At 57.0% G+C, this 12,874-nt stretch carries 10 protein-coding genes and 1 pseudogene; 6 read left to right on the top strand and 5 right to left on the bottom strand.

The genetic code is table 11. The features are described from left to right. Positions 1-954 precede the first annotated feature (954 nt). Both AWB81_RS36380 and AWB81_RS36375 read right to left on the bottom strand, forming a co-directional pair. Positions 955-2,214 (bottom strand): putative Na+/H+ antiporter, encoded by a 1,260-nt coding sequence (locus AWB81_RS36380; protein ID WP_062642656.1) that lies wholly within the window; start codon positions 2,212-2,214, stop codon positions 955-957. Positions 2,215-2,376: 162 nt separating this feature from the next. Next, on the bottom strand, positions 2,377-3,708 hold the full coding sequence (locus AWB81_RS36375; RefSeq protein ID WP_062642654.1) for a chloride channel protein: 1,332 nt from the start codon (positions 3,706-3,708) through the stop codon (positions 2,377-2,379). 145 nt (positions 3,709-3,853) lie between these two features. Between AWB81_RS36375 and AWB81_RS36370 the strand changes: the two genes are divergently transcribed. Next, positions 3,854-5,110 (top strand): DUF2254 domain-containing protein, encoded by a 1,257-nt coding sequence (locus tag AWB81_RS36370; protein WP_062642662.1) that lies wholly within the window; start codon positions 3,854-3,856, stop codon positions 5,108-5,110. Between the two features lie 53 nt (positions 5,111-5,163). Here the strand turns inward: AWB81_RS36370 and AWB81_RS48435 are convergent, their stop codons facing one another. Together AWB81_RS48435 and AWB81_RS36365 are read right to left on the bottom strand one after the other, a co-directional pair. Further along, positions 5,164-5,238, bottom strand: coding sequence for a DUF4396 domain-containing protein (locus AWB81_RS48435; protein WP_268811793.1), 75 nt, complete (start codon positions 5,236-5,238; stop codon positions 5,164-5,166). Between the two features lie 14 nt (positions 5,239-5,252). Beyond that, positions 5,253-5,705 (bottom strand): DUF4396 domain-containing protein, encoded by a 453-nt coding sequence (locus AWB81_RS36365; protein WP_268811792.1) that lies wholly within the window; start codon positions 5,703-5,705, stop codon positions 5,253-5,255. Between the two features lie 265 nt (positions 5,706-5,970). Here AWB81_RS36365 and AWB81_RS36360 point away from each other — a divergent pair. From AWB81_RS36360 to AWB81_RS36340, 4 genes and pseudogenes are all read left to right on the top strand, one after another. After that, positions 5,971-7,118 (top strand): annotated as a pseudogene (locus AWB81_RS36360) (mechanosensitive ion channel family protein). A 131-nt stretch (positions 7,119-7,249) separates the two neighbouring features. Then, complete coding sequence (locus AWB81_RS36355; protein WP_087135433.1) at positions 7,250-8,977, top strand: peptidoglycan D,D-transpeptidase FtsI family protein; 1,728 nt, start codon at positions 7,250-7,252, stop codon at positions 8,975-8,977. 179 nt (positions 8,978-9,156) lie between these two features. Further along, a complete protein-coding gene (locus AWB81_RS36350; protein ID WP_062642652.1) occupies positions 9,157-10,398 on the top strand; it encodes a cation:proton antiporter in 1,242 nt (413 codons plus the stop codon). Positions 10,399-11,109: 711 nt separating this feature from the next. Then, a complete protein-coding gene (locus AWB81_RS36340; RefSeq protein WP_062642648.1) occupies positions 11,110-11,295 on the top strand; it encodes a hypothetical protein in 186 nt (61 codons plus the stop codon). Positions 11,296-11,792: 497 nt separating this feature from the next. Here AWB81_RS36340 and AWB81_RS36335 read toward each other — a convergent pair whose 3' ends face one another. Then, positions 11,793-12,113, bottom strand: a complete 321-nt coding sequence (locus AWB81_RS36335; protein WP_062642658.1) for a DUF1840 domain-containing protein — start codon at positions 12,111-12,113, stop codon at positions 11,793-11,795. Between the two features lie 635 nt (positions 12,114-12,748). On the opposite strand from AWB81_RS36335, the gene AWB81_RS36330 reads away from it, so the two are divergent. Next, positions 12,749-12,874 (top strand): helix-turn-helix domain-containing protein (locus AWB81_RS36330; RefSeq protein ID WP_144444288.1); only part of this gene is annotated, 126 nt, incomplete at its 3' end.

Genomic DNA, 12,874 nt, shown 5'->3' with positions numbered 1-12,874 from the left:
GCTCTATCAGTATCGGAATCGAGCTTCACTTGGCTAGCCGCGCACAATAATTCACCCATAGATTCCCCCGACGATCCGAAAAATTTAAGGCCCAGGGGAAAGGGCATTGTATGCCGCTGACGAGGCGCTTGAACCACGTCAGGCTGGCAAGGAGCCAATGTAGCAGCACAAGCGTGTGTTCGTGTTCCTTCATCCTTCGGATCAAGTTCGATCGCGATTTCGGTCGCTTGTTTGAAATAGTCTTCGGGTTCGTTGGCAATACGTCAGGCTCGGACGGCCTTTCGGATAAACTTCTGTGTTAAACAAAATATCGCGACAAATCGCAGCGTTTATGTTCGGCGCATGCGCATTTGCTAGCGCGGCGCCGGTTGATTTGGGTGCCGCGCAAGGCGGCTGTGGCACACTCATCGGACGCGGCATGCACCTATCGGGCGATCAAGTTGGGACCTTCCGTAGTGGTGCCTTCCGGCTCGCTGATGGTGAATCGATTTCCTTCTTTCGAACGGATGGACAGCGCACGTTCGGTCGCCTCGAGATAGGTCGCTATCGAAACGGTTATGAGGCATTCTGGAGGCCGATGGGCAGCACGAAGAGGTATCTCCTAATCTTCAATGGGCTTACCCAAGCCTCGCTGTTTCGGGAGAACGGAATGCACTGGACAATCCCCGAACCATTGGGGACCATTGTGGGCCCTTTAAGCATCTCGTCATGCGATCAAGCTAAATGAAGACGTGGCACCAAAACATCGCATCCACCCGGCGTAGTCATTAAAGACGATGCGTGAGTCGCGCTCGATACAAGTTTCGCAATGTCAGTTGAGTGTCCCGTGGGAAATCGATTCCGCAAGCGAATCCGAGCCGTACCGTGTTCGGCGAGCGATTGCCGAGATCACCGTCGCGACAGGTGTGCGAGTGGAGCGAGTGGTCCGAATGCCAATGCCATTGATTTGTCACGTCAAAGCAGCAAGAATGCCAGACAAGCCGTGGCTGTCGGCGGGATCGCTGCGACGAACAGCCACAACGGACTCACTGCCTCATCGGAAAAGCCTCTACGGACGATCGCGAGCCCAGCAGGGTTTGGTGCATTGGCGATAACGGTGAGCCCACCTCCCGTAACGGCACCCGCAACGAGCAGATACTTCGCTTCCGGCGAGAGACCTTCGATAAGCGAGCCTAGGTACGTAATCGCTGCGTTGTCCATAATCGCTGTCAGTCCCGTCGAGCCGATGTATAGCGCGTGTGCGTCCATCGCTCGGACGGTCGGCTGGAGCCACCATTGCTGCAGACCACCCAAAACAACCAAGCCGCCTAGAAAAAAACCGACCAGCAAACTTTCGCGAAGCAGCAGCGGCGATTGATATCCTTCGTATGCTTGAGTGAATCCCAAAAAGAATAGGAAGACGCCAATGAACACGACTGCGTGATGTGCGTTTAGCACGATCGCGATCAAGAAACCAACGTGCACGAGCATCACGCTGAAGGGGATGATACTGCGCTGCGGTACGCTACCTCCATCGCTACTCAGTGCTTGGATGCGCCGCGCGATCAAGGCTACGAGGACAGTGGCGTTCACGAGCACGGCGAGCACGGCCTTCCAGCCGAACGTTCTGGCCATATATGCCGTGTTCCAGCCCCAGGTCGACGCGACCATCAGGACCGGTGGGGCAGCATAAGCGGTCAGCGTACCACCGATCGAGACGTTCACGAACAACACAGCCAAGGCACCATATTTCCATTTCTCCTCGACTGACGTCGTGAAGAAACGATCACGGAGTAGCAGCGCCGCCAAGGTCATCGCGGCGGGCTCGGTTATGAGTGAGCCGAGAAGCGGGACTGCGCTGAGAGAGAGCCAGACCGATGCCACGTCGCTTCGAACCGGCAAAACGACTGAGACTCGGTGCACGATCTGTGTCGCCAACTCAAGAATCGGACCACTGGCGGCGACGACCATGATCACAAATACAAACAGTGGCTCGGTGAACTTTCGTGTCTCAAGGTACGAAACCGCCGCACCACTACCAGAGACGGCCCATATGACAAAGCACAATATCAATGCCCAGAACCCGAACACTACCTCGACTTCGCCAAGGAAATGAAACAGCCCGGCGTGGCGAGGGTGCCGGGCGGCTAACGACTCAATCCGCTTGCCCGCAAACGTGTGGGCAAGTGCTAGACAAAATATAACTAGAGCTGATACTTCAACGATGTGGGGCATCCTGTTACGAATAGCAATGAGGTGGGAGGTGGGAAGGGCGATGTCGAGTGCGCTTGCTCATTTCCGACGCGCATCGCGCGATGCAGCCCGCAGGCGGACTTGCTGAAGTCGGCGGACTTGAGCAAGCGGGACAATCGCCGAATGCCCTGACATTCTATTGTTCTAAGACTTAGGCTTGGAGATGGCGAGGTGGCCGTAGCGCTGAGCGAGGGCTTCGTATAGCGGGGGTGCAAAGAGCCGGGATATACGACTGGCGATCAGAGCGGTCGCCATCAGAGAAATGACCAGCGCATGTCCATTGATCATCTCCATCACGATGACAAAGGCGGTAATCGGGCTTTGGGTGACGGCGGCCAGATAGCCCACCATACCCAGAGCAATGAGCATGGGCAACTGCATCTGCGAGAATAGCAGATGGAGCGCGTTGCCAATACCCGCGCCAATGGATAGGGAAGGGGCGAAAATTCCTCCTGGGACCCCGGGAAGGTATGACCCGATCATCGAAGCTAATTTGAGCAGGGGGTACAAGGCCGTGAGATGCACGTGGCCTTCGAGCATCCCGCGCGCTTCTGTGTACCCGCTTCCAAACGTATGACCGCCCGAAACGTATCCGATAAATCCAACAGCCAAGCCACATAGGGCTCCGAACACGATCGGCGATCGCGCTCGCAGTCGAACGACTATGGTCGGCATCCAGCGCTTGGTGTTAAGCAAGAGCCAGCAAAAGATGCCTCCCGCCACTCCTGCAATCATTCCAGTCAGTACAACGGCGAGAGCCAAGTCATCGGGGAAGCGTGTGCCAACATCGATCGTGCCAAAATAGGTGTAGTTGCCGCTGACGCCGAGCGCGACAATACCAGCGAAAATGATGGCCGTGATAAGAACGCCGCTTGCGCGCTGTTCAAAGCTCCGTGTCAGCTCCTCTATTGCGAACACTACACCGGCCAGTGGCGCATTAAACGCAGCAGAGAGACCCGCCGCTGCGCCCGCGAGCGCCAGACGACGCTCAAGCTGGGCACCGGCGATTGAGCGGAACCTTTGTGGATAGAAAACGCGCAAGTTGAACATAAGTGCGGCACCCACCTGGATCGTGGGTCCCTCGCGGCCGATGGTAAAGCCACCGAGAATCGCAAGGAAGGAAACAGCGATCTTGCCGACCAGAATCCGCAAGGTCAGTAAGCGTTCACCAAGCACGGTTGTTGATCCGTGTAGTGTCGCGATCACCTGTGGTATACCGCTGCCTTCTGCGCCCGGGAAAAATCGCATTGTGATCCATACGCAGGCGGCGCTGACCGTCGGCGTGACCAGCAAGGGGAGCCACGGGAACTGATTGACATAAAAAAGGAAGAGGCTATACCCAAAGTCGATCAGCTGGGCATACAGGACTGCAATCAGACCGACCGCGATGGCACCCAGCCAAAATACGCCATAGTGAAGCCATAACCGGCGCCCGTGCCGTAATGTCCGTTTGTCGATCAAGGAAAGCAGCCGCATTGAACATCTCCGACCAGAAGCTAGCAGAAAAGCCGAGAGTATACGTGTTCAGGGTCAGTTCAGTGCTCAACGCAGTGTGGAACGGACCTTGCCTCACGTTTTGTCGCCTGCGCGGGACGCCGTGCACTTCCTACACGAGGTCTTGATGATCGCACGATGGCAATGGCTTCTGAGAAGAATCAGCAAGCGTCTGTGGTTTCGAGCGGGACTCTTTTCGCTGCTGGGGGTCGCCACAGCGTTGCTCGGCCTGGCGCTCAAACAATATATCCCAGACCATTTATCCGCGCGCGTGGGTGCCGACGCAGTCGATAACATTCTCGGCATCATTGCATCAAGTATGTTGGCCGCGACCACTTTCTCACTGAACATCATGGTGACGGCGTACGGCTCGGCGACGAGCAACGTCACGCCACGCGCGACGCCCCTTCTGGTGGAGGACGCGACGACTCAGAACGTCCTCGCGACGTTTATCGGCTCGTTCCTCTTCAGCCTCGTCGGCATTATCGCCCTCAGTACAGGCTTGTATGGCAACAACGGACGAGTCGTGATGTTCGCCGTGACAATTGGAGTGATCGTCCTGATTGTGTATACGCTGCTGCGGTGGATCGATCACCTGGCGCGCCTCGGCCGGCTGAGCGAAACGACCGATCGAGTCGAAGCGGCCGCCACCGAGGCGCTTACCGAGCGCCTGAAGCACCCGTATCTTGGCGGAAGCCCGCTCACCGATATACCGCCGGCCGCGCGGGCGGTGAGGGCGACCGCGGTGGGCTATGTCGAACATGTTGATATGCCCGCGCTTGGAAAACTGACCACCGAGTCGAACAGTGCACTTTACTTGCAAGTTCTGCCGGGAAGCTTCGTCGATCACAACACTGTGCTGGCGCGCGTCGAAGGTATCGACGAATCGGGTGATGAAGCACTTCGAGTGGCCTTCTCGATTGGTGTGCGGCGTTCCTTCGAGCAGGACCCGCGCTTCGGCCTCTCCGTACTGGCCGAAATCGCCTCACGTGCCTTGTCGCCGGCCGTCAACGATCCAGGGACGGCGATTGAGGTAATCGGCCGAGGCGTGCGGGTCCTTTCGCTTTGGGGGACGCGCATAGAGACGGAAGAAGAGATCGAGCCGAACTGCAGAAGGGTGTTCGTGCCTGGCTTGCAACTGGACGATCTTTTTGACGACTTCTTTGGCCCGATTGCGCGCGACGGTGCTGCGTTGGTCGAGGTGGGCATGCGCCTTCAAAAAGCGCTTGCTTTACTCTGCCAAAATGACGAGTTGGGATACGCAGCTTCTTCCGTCCGGCATGCCGTCCTTGCGCTCAAGAGAGCAGAGTTAGCGTTGGTGCTCGACGAGGACAAACAGGTGTTACGCATTTTGGCGTCGCGGGTCGGACAAATCCCCGACTAGACCGCTTGATGCCGGTCGGACGACGAAGAATTTCATCTTGACGGCCTCAGGAATCACATTTTCTCCTTGATGCCCTTTCGGATCAGCCACCAATTGACTGGATACGTAGTGAAGAAGCCGACGACCATCGCGACTTGCATCATCAGCCAGTATGACCAATCCGTCGGCTGGAGGTCGGGATAATCGCCGTTCGGAGCGCCATCCATGCGAACATGCCAACCTCGTAAGCGACCAGAGACAGCGTGTCGATCTTCGCGGCGGTGACGAGCCCGTCGCGCAGGCGCAGACCGCGCATCGGGGCGACCGACCAGTACTGAAACAGGATACCAAATGCGTAGGCGAGCACAAACCCTAATAAGATCTTCGCCGCGAGTTCCGAGCCAAACAGCGTAAAGCTTAAAGCAAACGCTATCCAGTCTCCGAGGAAATCTCCAAGCGCACAACCGGCCCCGCAATGGGTCGCGCCACTGAAGGTCGCTTGCCACATCGGCTTTTCGGGTGGCGTGTTATTCGGCTCGACCGACGAAGGGGCGAGTCCAAACCAGATATAAAGATCGCCCCCACTGGTCCCCAGTAGAGCATGGTGAGGGGCCATACGGCCTCCATGATCTTCATCGCCTGTCGCCTTCGCAGCGCAAAGATATCCACTAACACTGCCGCCCCGGTGGCAAGCGATAGCAGGAGATACAGGCGTGCAAAGCGTTCCATGCGGTTTCGGGGTGCAATCTCCGTTCCTGTTGACCTAGCTTTCTAGCTGAATTCGTAGGTTTTTGTCGGGAACTATCGAGCGGCAAGAGGTACAGACAGATGTAAATGGTTGTAACCTAATTGAGGACTTGTTGCTAGGTGAGGAAATTTAGATGAAGAATTGGCTTGATCTCAACGCTTTCCTGGGCATTCCTGCGACTGAATGGTTGTACGGCGGCATCGCGGCGTTAGTCAGCTATATGGTCTTCGTAAGCGCGCTGAAATTCGTCGTGGCGCGACTCGACGCATTGGCAGGCCGCACTGCAACACGGTCCGACGACATGGCCGTGCAGGTACTCAAACGCACGCACCGTCTGACGGTCGTGATGGCAGCTCTCTTGGTGGGAGCGCAGTTTCTTGAGGTGCCTGACAAATGGGACAGCCGAATCAGTCACCTGTGGTTTCTGGTTATTGGTTTTCAACTTGCGCTTTGGATTAATCGCGGGGTGACGATTTGGACGACTGGACGACTGGAGAGTGCGGCAGCCACCGCGCACAACCCGGTCATCACGACCATGATGTCATGGATGTTACGGGCACTGCTCTGGTCGGTGCTGCTGCTGGCCGTGCTGGCCAACATGGGCGTAAATATCACCGCCTTCGTGGCTAGCCTTGGCGTTGGGGGCGTGGCGGTCGCTCTAGCGGTCCAGAGCATCCTGAGCGATTTGTTCGCGTCGCTCGCGATCGGGCTCGACAAACCTTCGAGATTGGCGATTTCATCGTGTTCGGCGATGTCGCCGGAAGCATCGAGCATATCGGCTTGAAGACCACACGCATTCGCAGCCTGAGCGGGGAGGAGATTGTATGCAGTAACACCGAATTGCTAAAGAATACGATTCACAATTACAAGCGCATGTCTGAGCGGCGTATTCTTTTTGGGTTCGGCGTGACCTACGATGCGCGTCCTGAGCAGTTGCGCGAGATACCACGAATCGTGAAACAGGCCGTTGAATCGGCGGGCAACACCCGCTTCGATCGAGCGCACTTTAAGCAGTTCGGGGAAAGCTCGCTAGACTTCGAAGTCGTGTACTACGTGACCGAGCCAGGTTACAACATCTACATGGACATCCAGCAAAATATCAACCTCGACTTAATGGCAGCCCTTGCCGACAGGGGCGTGGAGTTTGCCTTCCCGACTCGTACGTTGCACGTAGTCGGCGAACCGGCGCAGAGAGATGGGACGACCCGGCGATCCGAGTCTATGCGTTCACGAAGTCTGACACCGGGGGAGCGAGAGGTTCACTCCGAATCCTCTGTGTAGGTTGGGTCGAGGTTGGTGGCGTTCGATGGTGCCGTCTGTGTGGAGGGTTCGCGACGATTTAGCCACGGCCGAACGCCAGCGACGTAATCGCCGCCATCGCCGAATGAGTGTAATTTTTCTATAAGTCGTCGATGCGATTCCCTCTGAAGTACCTAAGTTTTTCTCGTAATAGCGTTGAATTCCCTCAGCTTCCCAGGTGGCGCTCGCTCGTCGTGGGTGCGAGCTTTAGCGCGGCTTTCCTCCTGCTCGCTGGCCGGGCCTTTTGGATTCAAACCGTCAACGACGCCTTCTATCGTCGGCAAGGTGCACTCCGGCAAGTTCGTGAGCTTCCGATGCACGCCTCGCGTGGGCGGATTTTGGATCGAAATGGTCATCCGCTTGCTTTGAACCTCCCGGCTCGGACCCTTTGGATCGACGCGTCCGACGCGTCGGTTCGAATCTCGTCACAGCAAGCGGGCGCGCTTGCGAAACTGCTTGACACGCCGGCAAGCGAGATCGAAAAGCCGTTTGCCGATCACCGGGCGTTTGCGTATCTGAAACGTCAGGTACCCACGGATGTGGCGCTTCGGGCGATGCAGTTGTCTGTTCCCGGTTTATTGTCTCAAAACGACTATCGACGCTCCTACCCTGAAGGCGACTCGGCTGCACACGTCATTGGCTTCGCAGGTGTCGATGGCGCCGGTCAGGAGGGTGTCGAAAAAGTAAAAAATGGGGATCTGAGCGGGGCTGATGGGAGCCGGCGGGTGTTGCGCAACGCACGTGGACAGGTCATCGAAACGCTTGCGGCGGTGCCGCCGCGTGAGGGGCGAGACGTCACCCTGGCGATCGATCGGCGGATTCAGCATGCCGCATTCAAAGAACTGCGAGCGGCGGTCGAGAAGGCCGACGCCCGCTCAGGTTCCGCAATCGTGCTCGATGCGCATACAGGCGAGATTCTCGCGATGACCAATTTTCCAAGCTATGATCCGAACATTCGCGGCGCGCGCACTGGGATGGTGATGCGCAATCGTGCGGTCACTGACGTGTTCGAACCGGGCTCAGTCATGAAGCCGCTGACAATCGCGCTCGCTTTGCAGACGCATCAAGTCAGTCCGACTTCAATCGTCTCGACCGAAGGCGGACGCCTGCGGCTTGACGGGGTGACGATTCATGATGACAAGGATTTTGGTACGCTGACGGTGTCGGGCGTAGTGCAGAAATCGAGCAATGTAGGTACGACAAAGATCGCGCTACTGTTAAAGCCAGCGGATATGTGGAATAACTTCCGCGCGCTTGGGCTTGGCCGTGCACCGCGCGCCGGACTCCCCGGAGCAGCGGTGGGAAGGGTGCGGCCCTACCAGCATTGGCGACGCATCGAACAGGCAACGATGTCCTATGGCTATGGTCTCTCGGCTTCCCTGCTACAACTCGCTCAAGCTTATACCACCTTTGCCAATGATGGCCAGTTCGTGCCCGCGTCAATTTTGTCCCTGCAGGGAAAGAGAGTGAAGAGCCGACGAGTCTATTCGGCGCACGTTGCATCTGAGGTACGCAAGATGATGCAAAGTGTTGTCTCCCGTGACGGCACGGCGCCTCAGGCGGCCGTGCCTGGATACTCGGTAGCCGGCAAAACTGGGACAGCCTATCAGTGGACAGCGAAGGGCTATGACCGCCGCCAATACCGTGCTTCATTTGTCGGCATCATCCCGGCTGGTAGGCCGCGGGTGATTGTCGCAGTATCGATTGACCATCCGCGCCGCGGATCGCATTTTGGCGGAGCCGTGGCGAGCCCACCGTTCGCTCGTATCGCGGCCGAAACGATGTATCTGCTCAACGTCGCGCCGGACCAGCCGGCAGGAGGCAAAGAGCCGACAACCTGACCATGCTTGGCCGCTGCGACGATCCTCGGCCGCGGCCGGACGTTAGGTCGGCCCCCGTCCTTTTTTAGAGGCGCGACCAGACGCGCTGTAGGGGCGGCGCAATCCGGCTTTTTGTCGATTGATTCATTCGCTGGTCCGTCTGAGGGCGAGTCACCTTGCTGTCTCACAGGAGCTGCCAGTTGCTGGACGTCATCGCGATCTGTCTCGTTGTTACCGCGATCCTCGCCTACGTAAATCACCGTTTCGTGGGCTTGCCCACCACGATTGGGGTGATGGTAACCGCGCTGGGTCTATCGCTCGCGCTTATCGGCCTTGACGCACTCGGTATCGCGCACGACCTACGACTCGCCGAAGAGTCGCTGGTCCGTTCGATCGATTTCAGTGAGGTGCTGCTGCAAGGCATGTTGTCACTTCTCCTGTTCGCGGGGGCGATGCACGTTGACATGGCAAAGCTGACGGCGTATCGGCGGCAGATCGTTGCGCTCGCGGTGCTCAGCACTATGGCGTCGACGCTAATTGTGGGCGTCGCGATGTGGCTGCTTCTGCCGCTCCTCGGTATCGGTCTGCCGGTGTCGTATTGCCTTTTATTTGGCGCCTTAATCTCGCCAACGGATCCGGTTGCCGTCATTGGGATCCTCAAGTCCGCCGGTGCACCCAAAAGTCTTGAAGTCGTGATAACGGGCGAGTCTCTCTTTAACGACGGCGTCGGCGTCGTGCTCTTTTCATTGCTGCTGGCCATGGCGAAGAGCGGTGTCGTTCCGTCACTCGGGACAGGCCTTTTTGTTCTCTTACGTGAGGCAGGTGGTGGGCTCGCATTCGGCTGGGCGCTCGGGTATGGGCTGTTTCGGCTTCTCAGGAGCGTCGATCAATACCAGGTCGAAGTATTGCTCACGTTAGCTGCAGTGATTGGCGGATACGCGCTCGCCAGTCACTTACATATTTCCGGTCCATTGGCGATGGTCAGCGCGGGGGTAATGATCGGAAACCGGGGTCGAGAACACGCCATGTCGGATACCACGCGCCGGTACGTGGACATGTTCTGGGAACTCATCGATGAGATATTGAATGCGGTGCTTTTCGTACTTGTCGGCATGGAGGTGCTACTTATCGCATTTCCCGGGCGCATCTTGCTTGGGGGCCTTGGTGCAACCGTGGTAGCCTTATCGGCAAGGCTAATGACGGTGGGTCTGCCAATCGCCGCGATGAGCCACCTCGTCCACTTGCCTGCGGGTTCGTGGAAGGTACTGACTTGGGGTGGACTGCGCGGGGGAATTTCCGTTGCACTTGCATTGTCGATTCCTGCAGGAGACGCGCGCAACGTGGTTCTCGCGCTCACCTATACCGTAGTAGTGTGGTCTATCCTTGTGCAAGGCTTAACCATCGCGCACGTTGTGAAAAAAGCTGTCGGCGCGCGCGATTAGATCTTGACGCGGCTTCCAGATTCACTTCAACTAGGTTAGGAGCGAAGCGCGACGAAGCATGGGGTCACGCAATGACCAGATGGCTTTCACCACAACACAGAACCGCGCTGAGAAGGAGGGCGTTTAGTGCGACAGGAGAAGCAGGGTGGCGGTCCCGAGACTGACCAATCGTACGACAAAGAATATGGCCTGCATGGCGGCCTTGAAGTGTATCAGAGGCAAACACGCCTGAACGCGCTCAAGCGCAAGGGCTACACGGCTCTTATGACTGCAGGAATCGTTCTGCTCCTCATCTCGTTCTTTGGAATTGTCGCTGTCTTTCGATGGAACGGGACTTTGGAAGCTCCGTTGGTTCCAACCAGCCTTCCCATAAAAGGTGATATGCGAGGCACCGGCCCGGCGCCCACGTGTCAAACCAGTTGCGCGTCGGCGGAAATCTCGGGAACGCAACAGTAGAACGCGGCGGATTGATATACCTTGGCGGCGAATACCTTGGCGGCGACGCTACTTTCGGGATTTACCCTTAGCTAAAGTCCTTATTTCAGCGCGAAAAATGTCATTGTATGACATATAATTCAGTTAGAACTTGGCTTGGCTGCCCGAAGGTCGATACGCGGATGGCGGAATTCACCGAAAGCTACGACGAAGCGCCGATGGTGACAAACGCATAATTTCGCCCCGCGGCGAAGTGTCTCTTGGAGGAACGGCAGCGTGATCATCAACAACGATTTCGAGATTGGCTATCTGCTGGTTGCATTTGCGCTGCTTGGAATCATCCTGGTGGGCGCTTTGCTTAACGTCCTTCATCTTGACCGGTGGCATCCTAAGATGGTGGGAGCGGCGATAGGGGCCCTGATTGGTTTCGTTCTTATCGAAGCGGTGCCAATGTTCACGTGACGACCTTACTTCTTGAGCTACTTGGTTAGCGCTCTGACGCGCCACGCGTGGACGGTTATGTCGGCGGGGCCCGACGACTGGGTTCGCGGGCGGACTGCGTCAGCGGGACTTCCATGCGATGCTCGGCGTCCGACGGATGGGCGGTGCGCGGACCCAAATTCCGCGAACGCGCCAGACGTAACATCATGGACATTGGCAAGGGGAAATTACGCGGAACTTGGCGGGTGAGATCTCGCCTTACTGCTAATCGCAGGTTTCGCAGTGTTATTGATGAAAGGCGCGAATAAATTAGGTCCGGTCGCCCAGTTGCTATTCATGCAAGCAAGAACTCGGTCCGCTTTTTCCCACGGAGATTCCTGATGCTCCCTGAGCGCCTGTGATGGCACCCGCTGTCAACCGCGGAGCCGATGTCGAGAACGCGTACGGACTGCAGGATCATGCCGCATAGGTCCGCACGCTGACCGAAATGCGCTTGCTGGTCCAACCGAAGTTGATCGCTACAGTCCCCAAATAACATTGGCATCATGCTTGTCCGCTGCTCGCATCATGTCTAGAAGCGGCCAGGCGCGATGAGATAGCGCGCCGCGATCTGCATCCGAAACTACTTGGGGAGAATGATGCAACGCGTCGAGCGTCGTTCGTTCGACGCTGTCTTCTTGGATCGCTGTTTCTAGCCGCGCAATTGCGTCCGGCAATTCTTCATGCAAAATTACCCCACGTGCACCGAGTCGCTTCCCCATGAGGCTAAGGAGATATTGTGCGAGATTCTTGAGCATAACTACGTCAGGGGACGCAGAGGATTGGAAGGTTATCATCACGATGACTCCATTGAGGGTGGATCCCATTCATCGCTCACGCAGGGGAATCGACCCAAGGTTGTCGTCGTGGCCCGACACATCCTAGATAGCGCCTCGTTTCGCCGTTTTGAAGGGGTGCCCGATTTCTCCGCCACGACCTTGTATTATCAATTTTACATCACATTATGATAAGGCGGGTTTGGGTCGGATGACGCGCTTGTAACAACTGAGCGAGTCGTCGGCAAACATCGCCATCGCCGGCCAACGAGCGGACCGAAGACGACTTTCATCGTTACCCGCAGCCGGCAATGTCACGACGGAGGTAGAATTATCTTTCGTCCTCCAATTGATCTGCACGGAGAATATTTAGTGCCATCGGCGGGTCGGCCGAGAAATAAGAGACAAGGTCTCGACACTTGGCGTTATCGGTCGAGTCTCAGGCCCTAACCAGTTTTAGATTCCTACGTCAATCATTTGCCATCCTCCCGCCACTGCAAGTCTCGCAAGTGCAGGTCGAACTGTTCGCCGCGCGAGTATGAATGTGGCCCGCCGGGGTGTGCTTTGTCGTTCCACGGCGTCGAGAAACACAGCGGACCATGAATAGAAGGGCGCTATCAAAAGCGAGGTGCAACACTTATCTCGTATAAGGTGTTGCAATGCCCGACAAAACTACTTCATACCAGCAGCTTCAACCTGAAGAACGCATCGCCATCGCAAGCCTACGACTGCAGGATGTGAGCATTCGGGCCATGGCCCGAATGCTCGGGCGCTCGCCGTCCACC

This window comes from Caballeronia arationis, from assembly GCF_001544975.2.
GTDB classification, from domain to species: domain Bacteria; phylum Pseudomonadota; class Gammaproteobacteria; order Burkholderiales; family Burkholderiaceae; genus Caballeronia; species Caballeronia arationis.
This window is presented reverse-complemented; position numbering and strand designations above follow the sequence as displayed.